Origin of the sequence: Acidovorax sacchari, from assembly GCF_042847045.1 — a bacterium.
Lineage (GTDB): Bacteria > Pseudomonadota > Gammaproteobacteria > Burkholderiales > Burkholderiaceae_C > Paracidovorax > Paracidovorax sacchari.
In genome coordinates this window covers 2,319,993-2,340,511 of record NZ_AP035783.1, presented here as the reverse complement: position 1 = coordinate 2,340,511, position 20,519 = coordinate 2,319,993, and the positions used below count along the sequence as shown (strand labels likewise).

The window sequence follows — 20,519 nt, the reverse complement described above, 5'->3', positions numbered from 1 at the left end:
CCTGCGCGGCGGCCGGCATGGGGTGCCGGCAGTTGCGGACAGCCCTGCGGGCTTACTTGGGCAGCAGCACCTTGTCCACGACGTGGATCACGCCGTTGGACTGGTAGACATCAGGGATGGTGACGGTGGACATGCCACCCTTTTCATCCGTCAGCGCGATCGACGAACCGCTGGCCCTGGCCGTCAGCGTGCCGCCAGCCACGGTCTTCAGGCTGGCCGAGCCCTTGCCGTCGGCGATCATTTTCGACAGGGCGGCCGCGTCGATCTTGCCCGGCACGACGTGGTAGGTCAGCACCTTGGTCAGCGTGGCCTTGTTCTCCGGCTTGAGCAGCGTATCCACCGTACCCGCCGGCAGCGCGGCGAAGGCCGCGTTGGTGGGCGCGAACACCGTGAACGGACCCGGGCCCTTGAGCGTATCCACCAGACCCGCGGCCTTCACGGCAGCGACCAGCGTGGTGTGGTCCTTGGAGTTCACCGCGTTGTCGATGATGTCCTTGGTGGGGAACATCGGCGCGCCGCCGACGGTCACCTGAGCGAAAGCGGGCAGTGCGGCTGCGGACAGGGCGAGCGTGAGGCTGGCGGCTGCGAGGCGGGCATTCAGGCGGAAGGTCATGGAAGTCTCCGTTGGATCATTGGGGTGGACTGCCGCCCGACGATTCGTGCGGCTGCACACTCATACGGGCCATGGCGCCGCCCGGATCAAGCCCTGTGCCCATTCCATGCAAGAAAGCCCGGAGGCGCTTTCACGCCACCGGGCTTCCGTGAGCGGGACGATCCGCCGTGCGTGGCGTCAGATCGTCCGGCCGAACGGCCCGTCGCTGCCCACCTGCACGATGTCCTCGGCGTCGGGCGCGTCCTTGCGGCCACCGCGGCGGCCAGGCTTGGGTTGCTCCACCCGCGTCACGCAGTCGGCGTAGTAGCGCACGTGGCCGTTGTCGTCCTCGATCTCCACCAGGCCGTGGATATCGGTCTCGAAGCCCGGGCAGAGCTTGGCGAACTCGCGCGCGAACTTGAGGTAATCCACGATCTTCTTGTTGAAGACCTCGCCCGGGATCAGCAGCGGGATGCCCGGCGGGTACGGCGTGATCAGGCTGGTGGTGATGCGGCCTTCCAGGTGGTCGATCTCCACGCGCTCGGTCTTGCGGTGCGCGATGTGGGCATAGGCGTCGCTGGGCTTCATGGCCGGCGTCAGGTCCGACAGGTACATCTCGGTCGTCAGCCGCGCGATGTCGTACTTGGCGTAGAGCGCATGCACGTGCTGGCACAGGTCCTTCAGGCCCATGCGTTCGTAGCGCTTGTGCTGCTGGCAGAACTCCGGGAGGATCCGCCACATCGGCTGGTTCTTCTCGTAGTCGTCCTTGAACTGCTGCAGCGCGGCCAGCAGCGTGTTCCAGCGGCCCTTGGTGATGCCGATGGTGAACATGATGAAGAAGCTGTAGAGCCCCGTCTTCTCCACCACCACGCCGTGCTCGGCCAGGTACTTCGTCACGATGGACGCGGGAATGCCGGTCTTGTCGAACTTGCCGTCCAGGTTCAGCCCGGGCGTGACGATGGTGGACTTGATCGGGTCCAGCATGTTGAAGCCGTCGGCCAGCTGGCCGAAGCCGTGCCACTTGCTGCCGTTCTTTTTGCCCTTGCCGTCGCTGCGAATGATCCAGTCCTCGGCGCGGCCCACGCCCTCGTCAGCCATCTTCTCGGGGCCCCAGACCTTGAACCACCAGTCGTCCTTGCCGAACTCCTCTTCCACCTTGCGCATGGCACGGCGGAAGTCCAGGGCTTCGAGCAGGCTCTCTTCAACGAGCGCGGTGCCGCCGGGCGGCTCCATCATGGCCGCGGCCACGTCGCAGCTGGCGATGATGCTGTATTGCGGGCTGGTCGAGGTGTGCATCAGGTACGCCTCGTTGAAGAGCGGGCGGTCCAGCTTCACCGTCTGCGAATCCTGCACCAGCACGTGGCTCGCCTGGCTGATGCCGGCCAGCAGCTTGTGGATGGACTGCGTCGCATACACCACGGAATGCTTCGGGCGCGCACGCTTCTTACCCATGGCGTGGTAGCTGCCGTAGAACGGGTGGAATGCCGCATGCGGCAGCCAGGCCTCGTCGAAGTGCAGGTTGTCCACGTAGCCGTCCATCATCGACTTGATGGTCTCGGTGTTGTAGAGCACGCCGTCGTAGGTGGACTGCGTGATCGTCATCACGCGCGGCTTCACCGTCGTGGCGTCCACGCCCTTGAGCAGCGGGTTGGCGCGGATCTTCGCCTGGATCGCGTCCTTCTCGAACTCGGCCTGCGGGATCGGGCCGATGATGCCGAAGTGGTTGCGCGTGGGCTTCAGGAACACGGGGATCGCCCCGGTCATGATGATCGAGTGCAGGATGGACTTGTGGCAGTTGCGGTCCACCACCACCACGTCGCCCGGCGCCACCGTGTGGTGCCACACCATCTTGTTCGAGGTGCTCGTGCCGTTGGTCACGAAGAAGCAGTGGTCGGCGTTGAAGATGCGCGCCGCGTTGCGCTCGGATTCGCCGATGGCCCCGTTGTGGTCCAGCAGCTGGCCCAGTTCCTCCACGGCATTGCACACGTCCGCTCGCAGCATGTTCTCGCCGAAGAACTGGTGGAACATCTGGCCCACGGGGCTCTTGAGGAACGCCACGCCGCCGGAGTGGCCCGGGCAGTGCCACGAATAGGAACCGTCTTCCGCATAGTCCAGCAGCGCCTTGAAGAACGGCGGCTGCACGCTCTCCAGGTAGCTCTTGGCCTCGCGGATGATGTGCTTGGCCACGAACTCCGGCGTGTCCTCGAACATGTGGATGAAACCGTGCAGTTCGCGCAGGATGTCGTTGGGCAGGTGGCGCGCGGTCTTGGTCTCGCCGTGCACGTAGATCGGCACGTCCGCGTTCTTGCGGCGCACCTGGGTGATGAAGTTGCGCAGGCTCAGCACGATCGGGTCCAGCCCCGAGCCCAGCGTGAACTCCTCGTCGTCGATCGACAGGATGAAGGCGCTCGCCCGGCTCTGCTGCTGCGCGAACTGCGACAGGTCACCATAGCTCGTCACGCCGAGCACCTCGAACCCCTCGGCCTCGATCGCCTGCGCCAGGGCCCGGATACCCAGGCCCGAAGTGTTCTCGGAACGGTAGTCCTCGTCGATGATGACGATGGGAAAGCGGAATTTCATGCACAGCCTCCGAGCAAGCGGGCCCAAAAAACGAAATAGGCGCGAAGTGTAAGGAATAACGATGTCATACCTTTGAAGACATCGGCATTTGACCCAGAATGGACGGGAAAGCACCGGCTCCGCCGGGCACGGACATGCGAGGAGGACACCCGTGATGCAGCATTCCACCCTCTGGTGGCTGATGGCCGGCGCGATGGTCGCCGCCGAACTCGTGACGGGCACCTTCTACCTGCTCATGCTGGCCGTCGGCCTCGTGGCCGGCGCACTGGCGGCCCACGCCGGCCTGCCGATCACCACGCAGCTCGTGGCAGCCGCCTGCGTGGGCGCGGGCGGCGTCGTTGCCTGCCACCAGCTGCGCCGCCGCCGCATGGCCGCCGTGCAGCCCGCCGCGAGCAACCGCGACGTGAACCTCGACGTCGGCGAAACCGTGCAGGTGCCCGCCTGGAACCCTGACGGCACGGCCCAGGTGCGCTACCGCGGCGCGCAGTGGACGGTGGTGCTGCGCAGCGGCCCGGCGGGCGCGGCCACCGCCCTGCCCGGCACCTACCGCGTGGCGGAGGTGGTCGGAAACCGGCTGGTGGTGGACGCGGCCGCCTGAGCGGCACGCGCCACGCCCTCCGGCCCGGCCACGCGGCCGCATTGCCACACCCGCGTTTTTTTCCTTCCGCCTGCGCCCCGGCGCAGGGTTCCTTCAATCCCGTTCTCCGCCCGGCTCCAGGGCAGCAAAGGACTCCATGGAAATCGCCCTCATCCTCTTCATCATCGCCGGCATCTTCGTCGCACGCTCCATCAAGGTCGTGCCCCAGCAGAACGCCTGGGTCAAGGAGCGGCTGGGCAAGTACGCCGGCACGCTCACGCCCGGGCTCAACTTCCTGGTGCCCTTCGTCGATCGCGTCGCCTACAAGCACAGCCTCAAGGAAATCCCGCTGGATGTCCCCAGCCAGGTCTGCATCACGCGCGACAACACCCAGCTCCAGGTGGACGGCATCCTCTACTTCCAGGTCACCGATCCCATGCGCGCGAGCTACGGATCGAGCAACTACATCATGGCCGTCACGCAGCTCGCGCAGACGTCCCTGCGCAGCGTGATCGGCAAGCTGGAGCTCGACAAGACCTTCGAGGAGCGCGACATGATCAACGCCCAGGTCGTGGCCGCCATCGACGAGGCTGCCCTCAACTGGGGCGTGAAGGTGCTGCGCTACGAGATCAAGGACCTGACCCCGCCCAACGAAATCCTGCGCGCCATGCAGCAGCAGATCACCGCCGAACGCGAGAAGCGCGCCCTCATCGCCGCATCGGAAGGCCGCCGCCAGGAGCAGATCAACATCGCCACCGGCGAGCGCGAGGCCTTCATCGCCCGTTCCGAGGGCGAGAAGCAGGCGCAGATCAACAACGCCCAGGGCGAGGCCGCGTCCATCACCGCCGTGGCCGAGGCCACGGCCCAGGCCATCGAGCGCGTGGCCGCCGCCATCCGCCAGCCAGGCGGCGAGCAGGCCGTGCAGCTCAAGGTGGCCGAGCGCGCCGTGGACGCCTACAGCCGCGTGGCCGCGGACGCCACCACCACCCTGGTCGTGCCCAGCAACATGACCGAGGTCTCCACCCTCATCGCCTCCGCCATGAAGATGGTCCAGGGCACGCAGCGGCCCTGAGCGCGGACCGCGGCGAGGCACGACACCACCGACTGCTCGAAAAATTCCTGCGCCAGTTCGCGGGTAGCCATCGGAATCACTGCTATACTTGCGGGCTTCCGGAGAGGTGGATGAGCGGTTTAAGTCGCACGCCTGGAAAGCGTGTGTGGGCTAATCCCCACCGCGGGTTCGAATCCCGCCCTCTCCGCCAGATGCAAAGCCCAAGTAGTCCGACTACTTGGGCTTTTTTCGTTGTGCCGGGCCTGCTCCTGTTTCCACGGCGCGAGGCAATGCACGATGCCCGCTGCCATCGGTCCCGGTTCACGCCACGCGGTGCGCCTGCACCAACCTTCTCCGCAACGCTTCCGCCACGGTCCCCAGCACGCGGTCCCGCCGCTGCAGCAGCCCCAGCGTACGCCACACCGCGGGATCGGTGAGCGGCACGCCGCAGAGTTCCGGATGGGTCGGCCGCAGCGCCAGTTGCGGAATGGCGGCGAGCCCCATCCCGGCCTCCACCAGAGACAGCGTGCCGGACAGGTGGTTGCATTCGTGCCAGGCCACGGGCTTTTCCGGCAGGTCGGCCACGGCCTGGTCCAGCAGCAGCCGGTTGCCGCTCTGCTGCGACACCGACACCAGGCGCTGCCCCGCCAGCTCCGGCCAGCCGATCGCCTCGCGCGCCGCCCACGGGTGGCTTCTCGGCATGGCCAGCACATAGCGCTCCCGCACCAGGGCCTCGAACCGCAACGCAGGCTCCTGGCTGCCCATGAAGCCCAGGCCGAAGTCCACGTCGCCCCGCACCACGGCATCCAGCACCTGCCGGGCGCTGTCTTCCACGAGATGCACCTGGACTTCCGGCTCGCCGGCCGCGAACTCCCGCAGGATCGGAGGCAGCAGGTTCGATGCGACGGACGGGATGCAGGCGATGGCCACCCGCCCCCGGCGGCGTTGCAGTTGGTCTCCCACGCGCTGCACCGCGTCGTCCAGCCCCGCCAGCGCGGCCTGGGCCTCGCGCAGGAAGTCGTGGCCCACGGCGGTCAGATCGACGTGGCGCGTGGTGCGCTCCAGCAGCTGGGCGCCCACGGCCGCCTCCAGCCGCTCGACGCGCCGGCTGAGCGCGGAAGGCGATACGAACAGCGCATCGGCCGCGAGCCGGAAGCTTTGCTTTTCAGCCGTGGCCACGAAGGCCATCAGTTCGCCCATGTCGAATTTGATGCGTCGCATGCAACAGTCACTCTGTAAATTGCAATTCACAGAATATTACCGACTCCCTAGCATGGCGGTCTTGCCGAGTTGAGCGGCCCCAGAGACAGATACCAGGAGACAACATGCAAAGACGCACCGTGACCGTGGCCGCCGCATTGGCCGCCGGACTTTCCCTCATCGCCTCCACAGCGAGCGCCCAGGATTTCCCCCCGAAGAAGCCGGTGACGCTGGTGGTCGGCTTCGCTGCAGGGGGCTCCGCCGACATCGCAGCGCGCGTGATCGCCAAGAAGCTCGGCGAAAACATCGGCCAGACCGTGGTGGTGGACAACAAGCCGGGCGCTGGTGGCAACCTTGCCCATGCCCAGGTGGCCAAGGGTCCCACCGATGGCTCCATGCTGCTGTTCGGCTCCATCGGGCCGCTGAGCATCTCTCCCCACTTCATGAAGGTCGGCTACGACCCGCTCAAGGACCTCGCCCCCATCACCATGGGCGTGACCTTCCCCAACGTGCTGGTCGTGCCGGCCAGCACCGGCATCAAGACCCTGGGCGAATTCGTGGCCCGCGCCAAGCGGGAGCCGGGCAAGCTGGATTTCGCCTCCACCGGCCCGGGATCGGCCTCCCACCTGGCGGGTGAGCTGCTCAACGACATCGCGAAGATCAACACCGTGCACGTGCCGTACAAGGGCGGCGCCCCGGCCCTGCAGGACGTGCTGGGCGACCGCGTCACCTCGTTCTACGCGGCGCCGCCCACGGCCCTGCCCCACCTGGAATCCGGCAGGCTGGTCGCCCTGGCGACCACCGGGCTGACCCGCCCGGCCTACCTGCCCAACGTGCCCACCGTCGCCGAGACCTACCCCGGCTTCAACGCCACCAACTGGTACGCCTTCGTGGCGCCCGGCAAGACGCCCAAGGCGCTGCTGGACCGCTGGAACACCGAACTCGTGAAGGTGCTGAACGCGCCCGACGTGCGCGACAACCTGCTCAAGCACGGCCAGACCGCCGCCCCCGGCAGCCGCGAGGAACTGGGCAAGTTCATCGCCGCGGAAAACGAGAAATGGGCCCGCATCATCCGCGAGCGCAACATCACCGCGGACTGACGCCGGCTGGCACGACGGATTCGAACAGACCATAAAAGGAGACAAACCATGCAAGCCCCCCTTCCGAAACCCCTGCCCGCCTCCGGCCTGCGCCGCCGCACCCTGGGCTCGCTGCTGGGCGCCGCGGCCCTCACGCTGAGCCTGGCCCTGGGCGCAGCGACCCCGTCGGCCGTGCAGGCGGCGGAAATCCGCGTCGTCACCTCCGGCGGCTTCTCGGCCGCCTACGACCAGCTCGTGCCGCTCTACGAGCAGGCCACGGGCAACAAGGTCACCACGGCGCGCGGCGCCTCCATCGGCAACGCGCCGGACTCGATCCCCAGCCGCATGGCGCGGGGCGAGCAGTTCGACATCGTGATCCTGGCCGACTCGGCACTGGACAAGCTGATCGAGCAGGGCAAGGTGCAGGCGGGCAGCCGCGTGGACCTCGCGCGCTCCATGATCGGCATGAGCGTGCGCAAGGGCACGCCCCGCCCAGACATCAGCACCGTGGATGCCCTCCGGCAGACCCTGCTGAACGCCAGGTCGATCGCCTACTCGGCCAGCGCCAGCGGCACCTACCTGTCCACCGAGCTATTCCAGCGCCTGGGCGTGGCCGAGCAGATCAAGGACAAGGCCAAGAAGATCTACAGCGAACGGGTCGGCGCCGTCGTGCTGCGCGGCGATGCCGAGATCGGCTTCCAGCAGGTGAGCGAACTGCTGCCCTTCAAGGAGCTGGATTTCGTGGGCCCGCTGCCGGACGAAGTGCAGCAGCGCGTGTTCTTCTCGGCGGGCGTGGCGACCGGCTCGCCGGAGCCGGAGGCGGCGCGCCACCTGATCCGCTTCCTGGCGGCCCCCGCGGCCGCGGCCATCGTGCGCAGCACCGGCATGGAGCCCGCTGCGGCCCGCTGATCGCGCCCTGACGGAACCCGGGGCATCGAGGGCACTTCCGGTGTGCCCGGCCCTTCCCTTCCGGCCTCCTGTCCTTCTCCAAGAGCCTGCGGGGCATCGCAGGATGCATCGCCGCGCATGCACGCAGGCGGCGATGCGTTGCTGCGCGGCCCGTTTTCCTGAAAGCACACCATGAAACTCCACCGCATCGCGATGGCGGCAGCCGCCTGCGCGCCGTTCCTGGCCTCCGCGCAAAGCAGCGTCACCCTCTACGGTATCGCCGATCTCGGCATACGGCATACCTCCGGCATGACGGCGACCTATGCGCCCAGCCCCACCTCGGCCACGGGCATCGCGAGCGGCGTGGACAACACCAGCCGCTTCGGCCTGCGCGGCCGCGAGGATCTGGGCGGTGGCCTGCATGCCGTGTTCAACCTGGAAACCGGGCTGAACCTCGATACCGGCACCCAGGCCAATGCCACGAAGTTTTTCGACCGCGCGGCCATCGTCGGGCTGGGAGGCGGCTGGGGCACGGTCACCGCCGGCCGCCAGACCAACCTGCTGGCCGATGCCATCAGCCCCGTCGATCCGGTGGGCATGCGCTTCGCGTCCTTCAACCCGAACATCGCCACCACCGCGCTCAGCAGCCACGGCCTGGGCACCGAGTACGGCCCCGCGGGCGCCACCAACGGCTCCTACCGGCTCGACAACGCGCTCAAGTACGTCGGTCGCTTCGGCCCGGTGACTGCACGGGCCATGTACGGCTTTGGCGAGAACGCCGCGGGCGCCAGCCTGCAATCCTCCCGCGGCGCAGGCCTGGCCTATGCGGCGGGAGGCCTGACCGTGTCCGGGGCCTACCAGAACTTCAAGTCGCCCGCCGGGCTCGCGCTGGACGCGGCCACACTGGGCGTCGCCTACCAGTTCGGCAGCGTCAAGCTCACGGCGAACACCGGCCGAAGCAAGGCGGAAACGTCTGCCACCGCACGCACCGTGCAGCGCGTGCATTCGGTCGGCGGCACCTGGGCCGCGACCCCGGCCATCGACCTGACGGCGTCGGTGTACCGCCTCGATCGCGACCGCAGCGGCCTGCAGGGCGACGGCTATACCCGCGCCATCCTGTTCGCGGAATACAAGCTGTCGCGCCGCAGCCGGCTGTACGCCGAGCTGGACCGCACGAACTGGCGCAGCGGCTACCAGGGCGCGGCCAACAAGAGCGCGGCGACCGGCGTCACGGCCGGCGTGATGCATACGTTCTGACCCTGGCACGCGCCCGCACCGGCTGCATCGCTCAGTCGGGCTTGATCTGCGCCCGCGCGATGACTTTCTTCCAGCGCTCCTGCTCGGCCGCGATGAACTGCGCGAACTGCGCCGGCGTGCCGCCGATCGCCTCGGCCGCGTCGCCGGACAGCCTGCGCTGCGACTCGGGTGCCTTGACGGCCTTCATGGTCTCCGCGGCGAGCTTGTCGATATGGTCCTGCGACATGCTGGCGGGCGCGAGCATGCCGTACCACTGGGTCATCTCGAAACCCGGGAAGCCCTGCTCGGCCACGGTGGGTACGTCCGGCAGCTGCGGCAGGCGCTGCGCCGACCCGGTGGCGATGCAGCGGACCTTGCCGGACTTGATGAAGGGAATGATGGCGGCGGCACCGATGGCGGACGCATCCACGCGGCCCGAAAGCAGGTCGGTGAGCATCGGGCCGGTCCCCTTGTAGGGCACGTGCAGCATGAAAACCTCGGAGGTCATCTTGAGGTACTCGAACGCCAGATGCCCGGCGCTCCCGTTGCCCGCGGAGCCGTAGCTCAGCTTGCCGGGATTGCGCTTGGCGTGGGCGATGAACTCGCGCAGGTTCTTCGCCGGCACGTCCGGGTGCACCACGTAGAGGCTGGGCACCTTGGCCAGCAGGCTCACGGGCTTGAAGTCCTTCGGCGACCAGGGCAGCCTGTCGAAGATGTAGGGGTTGACGGCCAGCGTGCCGATGTGCCCCAGGATGATCGTGTGCTGGTCGTCCGCACGCGCCACCTCGGACATGGCGATGTTGCCGGCGGCGCCGGGCTTGTTGTCCACATACACGTTCTGGCCCAGCGTCCTGGACAGCTCCGCGGCGGTGGAGCGAGCGACGATCTCTGAACTGCCGCCCGGCGCGAACGGCACCACGAACCGCAAGGACTTCGAAGGCCACGCTGCCTGCGCCCCCGCGAGGCCGGGCCACAGGCCCAGGCCGCCGGCTGCCGCCCCGGCGACCAGCAATTGCCGGCGCCCGGCAACAAAAGGGCGGGACTCCGCCTTGGAATGGAAGGAGGTCATGGGCAATCCTGCGCGTTGTCGAAAGCGCCGATCATGCCGCCGCCACGTGCAGGCGGCACCGCTCCGCTGCCCCCTGTTTACCCTGATGGACGCCCACCGCGAGGCAGGCGCCAACGGACACCCGCCGGAGGTTCAGGCCCCCGGCTCCGCCACGGGCACGGGTAGTGCCTGCGGCTGCTTGCGCTGCCGGAAGAAGGCCACGACCTGCCAGAGGATGAAGGCACCCACCAGGCTGAGCAGCGTGCCGCTGATCGGCCGCGACATGAACACGCCGAAGCTGCCGCGCGACAGCAGCATGGCACGGCGGAAGTTCTCCTCCAGCATGGGCCCCAGGATGAAGCCCAGCATCAGCGGCGACGGGTCCAGCTCCAGCCGCATGAACAGGTAGCCCAGCACGCCGAACACGACGGTGATGTAGATGTCGTCCAGGTTGTTGTTGATGCTGAAGGTACCGATGCAGCAGAAGAACAGGATCGCCGGGAACAGCACGTTGTACGGGATCTTGAACACCGACAGCCAGTAGCGCACCAGCGGCACGTTCAGGATGAGCAGGAAGCAGTTGCCGATCCACATGCTGGCCACCAGCCCCCAGAACAGCTCGGGGTGGCCGGCGATCATGTTGGGACCGGGCTGGATGCCCTTGATGATGAACGCGGCCATCATCAGCGCCATCACGGCGTTCTCGGGAATGCCGATGCTCATCAACGGGATGAAGCTGGTGCGCGCCGCGGCCTCGTCGGCGGCGGCCTGCCCGGCCACGCCCTCGATGCAGCCGGTGCCGATCTCGTGCTTGTACTTGCTGACCTTCTTGTCCAGCGCGTAGGCGGCGAACTGCGCGATCACCGGGCCTCCGCCGGGCAGGATGCCGAGGGCCGAGCCCACGACGCTGCCGCGCAGCGCGCTCGGGACGATGCGCTTGAACTCCGCCCAGGTCGGAATCAGCTTGATCTTGCCGTTGAAGGGCGAGCGCTCCTCGCGCGAATCCAGGTTCTTCGTGATCTCCGCGATGCCGAAGCAGCCCAGAGCAATGCTCACGATACCCACGCCATCGGCCAGGAACGGCAGGCCCAGCGTGAAGCGCTCCGTACCGCTGTTCACGTCGGTGCCCACCGATCCCAGCAACACGCCCACCAGGCACATGGCCAGGCCGTTCAGCAGGCTGCCCGTGGTCACGAAGCTCACGCACACGAAGCCCACGAGCATCAGCGCGCAGTAGTCGGGCGGCCCGAAGAGGAACGCCACCTCGCCCAGGCTGGGCGCCAGGAAGGCCAGCACCACGATCGCCACCGTTCCGCCGATGAAGCTCGACACCCCCGCAGTGAACAGTGCCAGCCCGGTCTTGCCTTTGAGCGTCATCTGGTAGCCGTCGATGCAGGCCACGATGCTGCTGGCGTGCGGTATCTTCATCGTGATCGCGCTCACGCTGTCGCCGTATTGCGCGCCATAGTAGATGCCGGCGAGCATGATGAGCGCGCCGGTCGTGTCCATCGAATAGGTCAGCGGCAACAGCAGGCTGATGGTGGCCAGCGGGCCCAGGCCGGGCAGCAGCCCCACCAGGGTACCCACCGTGCAGCCCAGGGCGCAGAACATCAGGTTCTGGATCGTGAGCGCGTGGCCGAAGCCGAACGCGAGGTTGTGCAGGACGTCCATGTCGGTGCTCCCTTCGGCTCAGTACAGCGGCAGGCTCAGGCCCAGCAGCTTCTGGAACGCGAAGGCGATGGCGATCAGCACCGCCGCGATCTTCACGTTGCGCGCCACCGAGTACGACGTGCCGGCGAATCCGGAACAGAACACCAGGAAGACGATGCCCGCGATCATGTTCACGAAATGCGAGATGAGCGCGAAACCGCACAGGCTCGTCAGGATGATGGCGATGTTGCGCGGGTTGAAATTCAGCGGCACGGGCGCCACCAGCCGCGCGCGCAGCACCGTGATGCCGCCGATCACGAACAGCATGCAGCTGACGATGAACGGGAACAGTCCCGGCCCCGCGTGGCTGAGCGAGCCCAGCGAGTAATGCACCGACGGCAGGCCGAAGGCCAGCGCCAGCGCCATGAGGACGAAGCCCCGGACGAGATTGCGGTTGTTCATGATCGAAACGGTCTCCTGTGGTTCTGCCGCGCCCTTCCTTCCACGCGGCGGCACCGGTGGCTGGGGTATGCTGGCAATGGCACTATTGCCACCCAACCTGATCGCCGGCTGACCCTGCCCGTGCGTATTTCCACGTAGCCCTGCCCTGTTCCCGCGATGCGCATCCTCCTGGTGGAAGACGATCCCGTCCTGAGCCGCACCATGGCCCAGGGACTCGAACGCGCGGGCCACCGCGTCGAACTCGCCCAGAACGTGGAAGATGCCCAGCACTGGTGGGCGGTGCAGCCTTTCGATGCCGTGCTGCTGGACCTCAACCTGCCCCATGGCCCGCAGGCGCGCAGCGGCCTGGGCAACGGCCTGGCCGCGCTGCGCAATGCGCGCGCGCGTGGGGACCGCACGCCGGTGCTGGTACTCAGCGCCCGCGACAGCACCGAAGAACGCATCGCCGGCCTGGACGCGGGCGCCGACGACTACCTGGGCAAGCCGTACGAACTCAAGGAAGTGGAAGCCCGCCTGCGCGCGCTGGCGCGCCGTGCCACCGGCTCCGGCGACCTCGTCACCGTCGGCCGGCTGCAGCTGGACCGGCAGGCGCGGCGCTGCAGCGTGGAGGGGCAGGCGCTGGAGCTGCCGGCGCGCGAGTTCGAGCTGCTCTGGGAGCTGATGACGCCGCCGGGGCGCGTGCTGAGCAAGAGCGACCTGTCGCAGCGCCTGTCCGACGCGGGCGAGGCGCTGGGCGACAACGCGCTGGAATCCTTCGTCTCGCGCCTGCGCCGCAAGCTGGCCGGCAGCGGCGCGGCCATCCGCACGCTGCGGGGCCTGGGCTACACCCTCGAGGAAGATGCCTCCTGACGCGCGCACCGCCGGCAAACCGGCGCTGCGCCAGCGCATCGGCCGCCACGTGCTGCTGTCGCTGCTGCTCATCTGGGGCCTGGGCAGCGCTGTCGTGCTCGTGGTCGGCGGCCACTTCGTGGCCGAAGCCTTCGACCGCGCACTGCTCGACGACGCGCACGCACTGGCGGTGCACGTGCGTGGCAGCGCGCAGGGCCCGCTGCACCTCGACCTGACGCCCCGCGAAGCGGAACTGCTGCGCTTCGACCAGCATGAATCCGTGCGCTTCGCCGTGTGGGACGGCAATGGCAAGTTCGTGGGCGGCGATGACAGCCTGCCCGCGGACCGCCTGCCAGGCGGCACCAGCGGAGGCATCCGGGGCGGAGACCACCGCTACGGCTTCTCCGACATCGTGCTGGACGGCCGCGAACTGCGGCGCGCCACGCTGCATATCGAAGGCCCGCCGGCCTATACCGTGGTGATGGCCCAGACCACGTCGCAGCGTGCCCAATTGCTGGGCCGGTTGCTGCTGTTCTCGGTGCTGGCGCAGCTGTGGCTGCTCGTGGCGCTGGGTTCGTGGCTGCTGCGCGGCATCGAGCGCGACCTGCGGCCGCTCGCCGACCTGCAGGACGCCATGGCACAGCGCGACGCGGCCGACCTGCAGCCCCTGCCCGGCACGCTGACCGCGCAGGCGCGCACCAGCGATGTACAACGCCTGGGCGAGGCCCTGGACGGCCTGCTGGCCCGCGTGCGCCTGGGTCTGCAGGCCCAGCGCGAATTCGCCGGCAACGTGGCCCACGAACTGCGCACGCCACTGGCCGGCATCCGGGCGCAGGCCGCCAACGCACTGGCCCAGGACGACCCTGCCGTCTGGCGCAGCGAACTGCAGGGCATTGCCGACGCGGAACAGCGCGCGAGCCGCACCGTGAACCAGTTGCTCGCCCTGGCGCGCGCGGCCGAAGGCGAGATCGCCCTGCCCCTGCAGACCGTTGCGCTGGAAGCCCTCGTGCGCAAGGTGCTGCTGCGCTACCTGCCGCGCGCCGACGAACTCGGCGTGGACCTGGGCGCCGAGGGCCTGGACCAGCCCGTGGCCGTGCGTGGCGAGGCCGGGCTGATCGAAGGCATCCTGAACAACCTGCTGGACAACGCCCTGCGCTACGGCCGCGGCCAGCCGCCACGCATCACCGTCACCCTGGAGCAGTCGGCCCCATGGGCCGTGCTGCGCGTGGCTGACAACGGCCCGGGCGTGGACACCGGCCTGGACCTGCGCCAGCCCCAGCGCTGGACCCGGGGCGAGCAGGCCCAGCGGCTCGGCCAGGGCGCCGGGTTGGGCCTGGCCATCGTGGCCCGCTATGTGGAACTGATGAAAGGCCGCGTGCAGATGGAGCAGACTCCGGGGGGCGGCCTCACGGCCCGCGTGTACCTGCCCACCTCGGCACGGGCGGAAGCGGGCTGACTACGCCGCGCGCTCGATGGCGGCGATCAGCAATTCAGCGAAACGGTCGCTGGCCTCCTGCGAGCGATGGACGAAATCGGGCTGGAGATCCTGTTCCCCCCGGTAGTCGGCATCCCAGCCTGCATGCTCGATGCCGTCACGCTGCGCGATATCGTGCATCACGGCGTTGAGCGCTTCCCAGTTGGCGATCCATTCCGCCGGAAAACGGTCGGCGGGCATGCGCGCCAGCCCCGTGAAAACCGGCCGCGCGCGGGCCGCGCGTATCACGCTCACCGCCTCTTCGAGATTCGCCCGATAGGTATCGGCAGGCACCATGCCGAAAGCATCGTTGGCGCCCAGCGCGATCACGATGATCCTGGCCGTGTGCGGCTCGGAAGGAAACGTCTGGATGGCGGTCTCCATGCGCAGCCCATTGGCCGTGCGGTCATCCAGCTTCCACCGCGGCCGGGCTGCCTGGATGCGCTGCACAGGGGTGACCGGGACACCATAGCCGTGCAGCAGGCTGTCTCCGTTGAGTTCGACCGTCAGCGGACAGCGGTAACCGAACACGCGGCACAGGAGGTCGTCTAATTTGCCCATGAACGTCCTCATGCAGTCGACCAGGACTGCAATCAAGATGAAGGGAGTTGGCTTAGAGCCATTTTGCCGATGGCCTGGTCCGAAGCCCGTCGGCCGGTTGCACCAATATACAGTGAAGCCGCCAGGCGATATGTCGCCACCGCCGTGGGCACGAGGATGGCGAGGTGCAGAGGCTCCGTGGATGAAAATCTGCACCAGCACCCCAATGCCGCCGAGGGTCTGAATTTGCGGGGCAGCCAATGGCAAAACACGGTGGCCAGACACGTATTTCAGCCATTCGCACGCCCGCTTGAATCAAGGACCTGGCTAGTGCATTACAAGCCCGCCATCGACGGCGTACTGGCTTCCCGTCACAAATGAGGCTTCTGATGAGAGGAGAAAGAGAGCAACCGCTGCTGCCTCGTCTGGCGTGCCCGCCCGCCCCAACGGAACTTGATCTATCACGAATTTCTCGAAGCCGTCACGGGCCTCATCCGGGAGGAAGCTTCTGAAATTTGTATCGACTGGACCTGGCACCAGCGTATTGACACGAATACCCCGTGGCGCCAGCGCCGAAGCCCACGACCGAGCCATCGCGATGACGGCTCCCTTGGTGGCAGCGTAGAGACCGGTTGCCGCCGCCCCCTCGTACGTGGAGCTGGACGAGGTGACCACGACCGAGGCACCCGGCGAAAGATAGGGCGAGAGAGCGGCCAATTGAAGCATGGGCCCTCGCACATTCGTAGCCATCATGCGATCGAATTCTGCGGCGTCAATCTCCTCGGGAGCACTCAGGCTTGCGTAGGCTGCATTGAGCCAGAGGCCGTCCAGCGGGCCGGCGGAAGAGACAGTGTCGGCAATCGCTTTGGCAGTGGGTTCAGCTGCATCGTTCCTGAACACCAGTGCGCCCGGCCCCAGAACTGCCCGTGCGGATTCCAGGCGGCTTTCAGTCATTCCCGTCACGAGGACCTTGCCTCCTTCCGCCACGATGCGCCGGGCTCCAGCCAAGCCTATTCCACTGGCCCCCCCCGTGATCAGGATGCGTTTTCCGTTGAATCTTTCCATTGACTCTCCCATGGTTGCGTGATTCGCCTGTGGCCGTTCCGCGCCGGTCTGTCCAGGTCGCTCGAACCGTTCGGCTTTCGCTGGGGCACGGGAACTGGCGCAGTGCGAGCCCTCCGGGCAGGCGAAATCCTTTATATCTTTCGCGTTGCAGCGATCTCTGTCAGCACAGCGCGCGAAATCGCCCAGCGGCGCTTCACCGGCTCCATCGACGATGGGCTGATTCCCTTCGATTCCAGACCGGCCTGCACATCGACACCGCCGAAAGCGTCCCCCACCCGGCCACGAAGACATGCAGCTGGTATTCGCATCTACGGAAAATCCATCCGCGAGGACCCAGGCCCGCTCTGGAGTTGTGCGTGGTGAGTCCCTCGCGGATCGGTGCGAATTCGGTGCGATTTCCTGCGCACCACCGGATCCTGCAAGGTTAAAAAAACGCCACATGCCGGGATGTCCGGTGTGTGGCGGTGCCTTTGTGTGGTGTAGCTGGCGGGAACCGAACCCGCGTCCGACCGCGCATTTACGCGGAGTCTGGGTCATCCGTGCGAAATCGGTGCGAATTTCCGCCCCTCGGCGAAACGCCAAACACCGGCAATTCGTTCCATTTTTTGTAACCGTGGCCAGGGGGTCGAGTCCCCCCGGGCAGACCCGCATTTCCGCGCTGACGGCTCCACCTCTGCAGCTCCTCCAGGGATGTTCCAAGGAGGAATTTGGATCCAACAGGCGTCACGCAGCTGAAAATCAATCAAGCCCAATATCTACAAGAACCTCGTTCAAGCTGTCAAGGCGCATTGGTCGGCGCATGCCAACGCCTACCCGCAAAAACCTGTCCTCGGCCCGGCTCAGCACGTAGCCCCTTGACGAGGATCGCCGGGCGATCCGCGGCGCGGTCATCGGTCAGCCACTCCCGGACAGGGAGCCTAGTACCTCCGGGAGCATAGCCAGCCGGGCCGGCACAGGCTTGCGACACTCCACAAGCACGCGCACCCGCAACCCCATGATCTCCATACGCGGCGCGCCCGCGCAGCCTGCGAACACCAGCGGGGTAGCGTGGATTCCAGTTGCAGCACTGTCTGGCTGACAGCAAATTCCTCCAAGCCAGTGCGCCCCAGTAACAGGCGCGCAATGGTGCGTGCACCGTGCCATTTCACTACTGCCGCCCTATCGCCGTTTGCATGACGAAAGTTATTGAACCTTCCGAATTTTCAGTCTTTGGTAATATGTAAAGTTTCCGAAGACTGGAGGATTGGGTGGAAGCTGAGACCAATCGGCGTGCTTCAAACAAACTCCATTAGTTCCGTTGCCAATGACCTGCCAGTTAGACGGCAACTTGGTGACAGAAACGTTGTCGGCGCAAAATTCAGTTTCCGTTCCTACTGGAATAGCGGGATCGCCGACGTATACAAAGGTCAAAGGGTTAATATATGCAGTGCCACAAGCTTCGAAGCTTTGAGGGCTGCTGTACAACAACCAACCAGGTATTGAAAAGTAAGGACTCGGATTCACGCATGCAGGAGTGGTTTGGTAAGTGAACACATAGGGCTGCGGTCCACCATCGAAAAGAACCTCAACGGAATTTTGAAGTTCAAAATTAGAACCATCTGGATTCAGAAAATAGGCACGAACTGTATGCCACTTGTTATCGAGATATTCAGAAGGGTAGTCCAGGGCCCCTTGAAATCCGTGCGCACCTCCGTCTCCACAAGCCGCACCGACCGCTTCTTCCCTCTGAATGTTGGCTTGGGCTGCGCCAAGGACTTTCCCGTCATCCCGGTAAAAGTGTAACCACCCTTGATAATTAGGCAGACTGGGGTTGCATGCCCACCCCTCCACAGTCCTCTTGTTCGGCGCTCCAAAATAGCCAGCAGCTTGTGCGCTAGAGACGAATGCGACCCCACCAAAAGCAACAGCCATTGCCAATTTTCTAAACTTCATAACTTCTCCTTTATTTTCACAAGACTATTCGATTCGTTCCATTTTTGGAAAATTATTTGTCATCGAAATTGGCACAGTGATAGACATTTCCTCCCCAGTTGTCAGGAAGTAGAAAGTTCGGAGTGATATTTGACCAACTGCTATCCGCAGTCGCTCTCGCGCTGGCTGCTGAGGTTGGTGATCGACTACTGGAACCCCTGCCAGGTTCGCCACACCTACGCCTCCACGCTGCTGACGGCCGGCCACAACCCCTGGTACGTGGCCGCCCAGCTCGGGCACGAGGACGTGCAGATGGTCTTCCGCACCTACGGCAAGTTCATCCGCGAGGACTACCAGATGCCGGCGCCGGAGTTGCGCGTGGTAGGTGGGTCTTAGATCGGTGCGAATTCGGTGCGAAATCGGTGCGAATTTCGGGACACCACCAGACCCCACAGGGCATAAAAAAACCGCCACACGCTGGGGTTTCCAGTGTGTGGCGGTGTCCTGTGTGGTGGAGCTGGCGGGAATTGAACCCGCGTCCGCAAGCCTTCTTCGGGCAGATCTACATGTTTAGCGGTCTGTTTTGGATCTCACCTTCCAAGCCGCGCAGTCGCACGCTGCAAGGAAGGCCAGCACCCTTGGATCTCGCCCCATGCCAAGGTACCCGGCAGGAGGCCAGCTGACGTGAATAACCTTGCAGCCGGGAGGCCTTGCGGCCCCCTTGCCCAGCCCGTCAGCGTGCTGTTGCAAGGCTCACCGGTGTTTAAGCGGCGAGTGCGAAACGTTCGTCGTTTGCAGTTGGTTTGTTGAATGCAGATTTACGAGCGCCACTCAAGCTCGACATGCACCACACCGATTCCGAACCCACGTCGAAACCAGGGCAGCCCCAGACCCTCCATTTTAGGCTGCCGGGAGCCATTGCAAGAGGTCCAGGGGAAATTTAATCGAGCAATGCGCTCCCCAGAGCGCCGGCTCCTTGTGGTTGCCCAGGTAGCCGTACAGTGCGGCGACCGTGCCCATGCCGGCCGCGTTCCCCGCGAGGATGTCGCGCTCGTCGTCGCCTACGTAGATGCACTCCCCGGGAGCGACGCCGAGCCGGGCAGCCGCTTCCAGCAGCGGCGCGGGATGGGGCTTGGCATGGGGCGTGGTGTCGCCGCTGACCAGCGCACCGGACGTGCGGAACATGGGGATCGCCTCCGTCAGCGGCACGGAAAAGCGCGCAGCCTTGTTGGTGACCACGCCCCACGGAACGCGCGCCCGGGCCAGCCGCTCCACGAGCGCCTCCACGCCGTCGAACACGGTCGTGCGGTCATGGATGCAGGCTTCGTAGTTGGCGAAGAACTCTTCCCGCAAAGCCGGGAAATCGGGGTGGTCGGGCGCCATGCCGAGCGCCACGGCGAGCATTCCGCGCGCACCCGCGCCCGCCATGGGCCGGTAATCTGCCAGGGGCAGGGAGGGCAGGCCACGGTCCGTGCGGATCTTGTCGGCGGCCGCGGCGAGATCCGGCGCGCTGTCCACCAGGGTGCCGTCGAGGTCGAACAGCACCGCGCTCACACGCGAGGGGAAGGGAGGCATGTCCGCCATCACGCCTCCGCCCGGCGGCATGCCATGAGGTAATTGACGCTGGTATCCCCGCTCAATGCATAGCGGCGCGTGAGGGGGTTGTATTCCATGCCGCGGGTCTGCAGGACATCGAGCCGCGCCGCGCGGCATGCCGTGGCCAGTTCACTGGGCTTGATCAGCTTTGCATATTCATGCGTTCCACGTGGCAGCATGCCCAGCACATATTCAGCGCCCACGATGGCCAGGAGAAACGCTTTCGCGTTGCGGTTGATGGTCGAGAAAAACACCCACCCGCCAGGCTTGACCAGCCGGGCGCATGCCTGCACCACCGATGCCGGATCGGGGACGTGCTCCAGCATCTCCATGCAGGTCACGGTGTCGAACGATGCCGGAGACTCTTCCGCCAGCGCCTCGACGCTGACCTCGCGGTACTGGATATTGGGCGTGCCGGCCTCCAGCGCATGGAGCTGGGCCACCTTCAGCGACCTGGTGGCGAGATCGATGCCCGTCACCGTCGCGCCCCTGCGGGCCATGGCATCGGCCAGGATGCCGCCGCCGCAGCCGACGTCCAGCACCCGCTGTCCCTGCAAGGGGGCCAGGCCATCGATCCAGCCCAGCCGCAGCGGATTGATCTCGTGCAGGGGCCGGAATTCGCTTTCGAGATCCCACCAGCGGTGGGCCAGTTCGGAGAATTTGGCCAGTTCGGCCGGATCGACGTTGGCAGTGGAGGAGCTCATTGGCAAATTGTGCCCGCAATTGCCGCGGGCATAAAAAA

The 20,519-nt window shown here is 66.2% G+C and carries 18 protein-coding genes, 1 tRNA gene, 1 other RNA gene and 1 pseudogene; 9 read left to right on the top strand and 12 right to left on the bottom strand.

Features of this window, described 5'->3' with window-relative positions; genetic code table 11:
* Nucleotides 1–52: 52 nt before the first annotated feature.
* Both ACGHC0_RS10675 and ACGHC0_RS10670 read right to left on the bottom strand, forming a co-directional pair.
* Complete coding sequence (locus ACGHC0_RS10675; protein ID WP_368355192.1) at nt 53–613, bottom strand: fasciclin domain-containing protein; 561 nt, start codon at nt 611–613, stop codon at nt 53–55.
* A 177-nt stretch (nt 614–790) separates the two neighbouring features.
* Nucleotides 791–3,172: an Orn/Lys/Arg decarboxylase N-terminal domain-containing protein gene (locus ACGHC0_RS10670; RefSeq protein WP_368355191.1), complete on the bottom strand. Its 2,382-nt coding sequence runs from the start codon at nt 3,170–3,172 to the stop codon at nt 791–793.
* 154 nt (nt 3,173–3,326) lie between these two features.
* Here ACGHC0_RS10670 and ACGHC0_RS10665 point away from each other — a divergent pair, with 154 nt between their 5' ends.
* From ACGHC0_RS10665 to ACGHC0_RS10655, 3 genes are all read left to right on the top strand, one after another.
* Entirely contained in the window at nt 3,327–3,770 is a 444-nt protein-coding gene (locus ACGHC0_RS10665; protein ID WP_368355190.1) for an NfeD family protein, read from the top strand.
* A 136-nt stretch (nt 3,771–3,906) separates the two neighbouring features.
* Nucleotides 3,907–4,821, top strand: coding sequence for an SPFH domain-containing protein (locus ACGHC0_RS10660; protein WP_368355189.1), 915 nt, complete (start codon nt 3,907–3,909; stop codon nt 4,819–4,821).
* Nucleotides 4,822–4,921: 100 nt separating this feature from the next.
* Nucleotides 4,922–5,011 (top strand) — tRNA-Ser (locus tag ACGHC0_RS10655).
* A 110-nt stretch (nt 5,012–5,121) separates the two neighbouring features.
* Here the strand turns inward: ACGHC0_RS10655 and ACGHC0_RS10650 are convergent.
* On the bottom strand, nt 5,122–6,021 hold the full coding sequence (locus ACGHC0_RS10650; protein ID WP_368355188.1) for a LysR family transcriptional regulator: 900 nt from the start codon (nt 6,019–6,021) through the stop codon (nt 5,122–5,124).
* Nucleotides 6,022–6,125: 104 nt separating this feature from the next.
* On the opposite strand from ACGHC0_RS10650, the gene ACGHC0_RS10645 reads away from it, so the two are divergent.
* The 3 genes from ACGHC0_RS10645 (at nt 6,126) to ACGHC0_RS10635 (ending at nt 9,224) form a co-directional block, all read left to right on the top strand.
* Entirely contained in the window at nt 6,126–7,100 is a 975-nt protein-coding gene (locus tag ACGHC0_RS10645) for a Bug family tripartite tricarboxylate transporter substrate binding protein (RefSeq protein WP_026434154.1), read from the top strand.
* 48 nt (nt 7,101–7,148) lie between these two features.
* Complete coding sequence (locus ACGHC0_RS10640) at nt 7,149–7,988, top strand: substrate-binding domain-containing protein (RefSeq protein WP_415268180.1); 840 nt, start codon at nt 7,149–7,151, stop codon at nt 7,986–7,988.
* 171 nt (nt 7,989–8,159) lie between these two features.
* Nucleotides 8,160–9,224: a porin gene (locus ACGHC0_RS10635; protein WP_415268179.1), complete on the top strand. Its 1,065-nt coding sequence runs from the start codon at nt 8,160–8,162 to the stop codon at nt 9,222–9,224.
* A gap of 31 nt (nt 9,225–9,255) precedes the next feature.
* Here ACGHC0_RS10635 and ACGHC0_RS10630 read toward each other — a convergent pair whose 3' ends face one another.
* The 3 genes from ACGHC0_RS10630 to ACGHC0_RS10620 form a co-directional block, all read right to left on the bottom strand.
* Nucleotides 9,256–10,272, bottom strand: coding sequence for a Bug family tripartite tricarboxylate transporter substrate binding protein (locus ACGHC0_RS10630; protein WP_368355184.1), 1,017 nt, complete (start codon nt 10,270–10,272; stop codon nt 9,256–9,258).
* A gap of 132 nt (nt 10,273–10,404) precedes the next feature.
* Nucleotides 10,405–11,922 (bottom strand): tripartite tricarboxylate transporter permease, encoded by a 1,518-nt coding sequence (locus tag ACGHC0_RS10625; protein ID WP_368355183.1) that lies wholly within the window; start codon nt 11,920–11,922, stop codon nt 10,405–10,407.
* Between the two features lie 18 nt (nt 11,923–11,940).
* Nucleotides 11,941–12,363 (bottom strand): tripartite tricarboxylate transporter TctB family protein, encoded by a 423-nt coding sequence (locus tag ACGHC0_RS10620; protein WP_368355182.1) that lies wholly within the window; start codon nt 12,361–12,363, stop codon nt 11,941–11,943.
* A 156-nt stretch (nt 12,364–12,519) separates the two neighbouring features.
* On the opposite strand from ACGHC0_RS10620, the gene ACGHC0_RS10615 reads away from it, so the two are divergent.
* Nucleotides 12,520–13,212 carry a response regulator transcription factor gene (locus tag ACGHC0_RS10615; RefSeq protein ID WP_368355181.1) on the top strand — a complete coding sequence of 231 codons (693 nt, stop codon included), beginning with the start codon at nt 12,520–12,522 and terminating at the stop codon, nt 13,210–13,212.
* Nucleotides 13,202–14,647, top strand: a complete 1,446-nt coding sequence (locus ACGHC0_RS10610; RefSeq protein ID WP_415268178.1) for a sensor histidine kinase — start codon at nt 13,202–13,204, stop codon at nt 14,645–14,647. The genes ACGHC0_RS10615 and ACGHC0_RS10610 overlap by 11 nt, the downstream gene beginning before the upstream one ends.
* On the opposite strand, the gene ACGHC0_RS10605 is transcribed toward ACGHC0_RS10610, so the two are convergent.
* From ACGHC0_RS10605 to ACGHC0_RS10595, 3 genes are all read right to left on the bottom strand, one after another.
* Nucleotides 14,648–15,262: an SGNH/GDSL hydrolase family protein gene (locus ACGHC0_RS10605; protein ID WP_415268177.1), complete on the bottom strand. Its 615-nt coding sequence runs from the start codon at nt 15,260–15,262 to the stop codon at nt 14,648–14,650.
* A 270-nt stretch (nt 15,263–15,532) separates the two neighbouring features.
* Nucleotides 15,533–16,270, bottom strand: a complete 738-nt coding sequence (locus ACGHC0_RS10600) for an SDR family oxidoreductase (protein ID WP_415268176.1) — start codon at nt 16,268–16,270, stop codon at nt 15,533–15,535.
* A gap of 1,182 nt (nt 16,271–17,452) precedes the next feature.
* Nucleotides 17,453–18,202, bottom strand: coding sequence for a hypothetical protein (locus tag ACGHC0_RS10595; RefSeq protein ID WP_415268175.1), 750 nt, complete (start codon nt 18,200–18,202; stop codon nt 17,453–17,455).
* 156 nt (nt 18,203–18,358) lie between these two features.
* Between ACGHC0_RS10595 and ACGHC0_RS10590 the strand changes: the two are divergent.
* Nucleotides 18,359–18,577, top strand: a pseudogene (locus tag ACGHC0_RS10590) (integrase); the annotation flags it as partial.
* A 113-nt stretch (nt 18,578–18,690) separates the two neighbouring features.
* Here ACGHC0_RS10590 and ssrA read toward each other — a convergent pair.
* From ssrA to ubiG, 3 genes are all read right to left on the bottom strand, one after another.
* Nucleotides 18,691–19,069, bottom strand: a transfer-messenger RNA (tmRNA) gene (gene ssrA / locus ACGHC0_RS10585).
* A 12-nt stretch (nt 19,070–19,081) separates the two neighbouring features.
* Entirely contained in the window at nt 19,082–19,765 is a 684-nt protein-coding gene (gene gph, locus ACGHC0_RS10580; protein WP_415268174.1) for a phosphoglycolate phosphatase, read from the bottom strand.
* Nucleotides 19,765–20,481 (bottom strand): bifunctional 2-polyprenyl-6-hydroxyphenol methylase/3-demethylubiquinol 3-O-methyltransferase UbiG, encoded by a 717-nt coding sequence (gene ubiG, locus ACGHC0_RS10575; RefSeq protein ID WP_368355175.1) that lies wholly within the window; start codon nt 20,479–20,481, stop codon nt 19,765–19,767. Before ubiG ends, gph begins: the two co-directional genes overlap by 1 nt.
* Nucleotides 20,482–20,519: the final 38 nt, after the last annotated feature.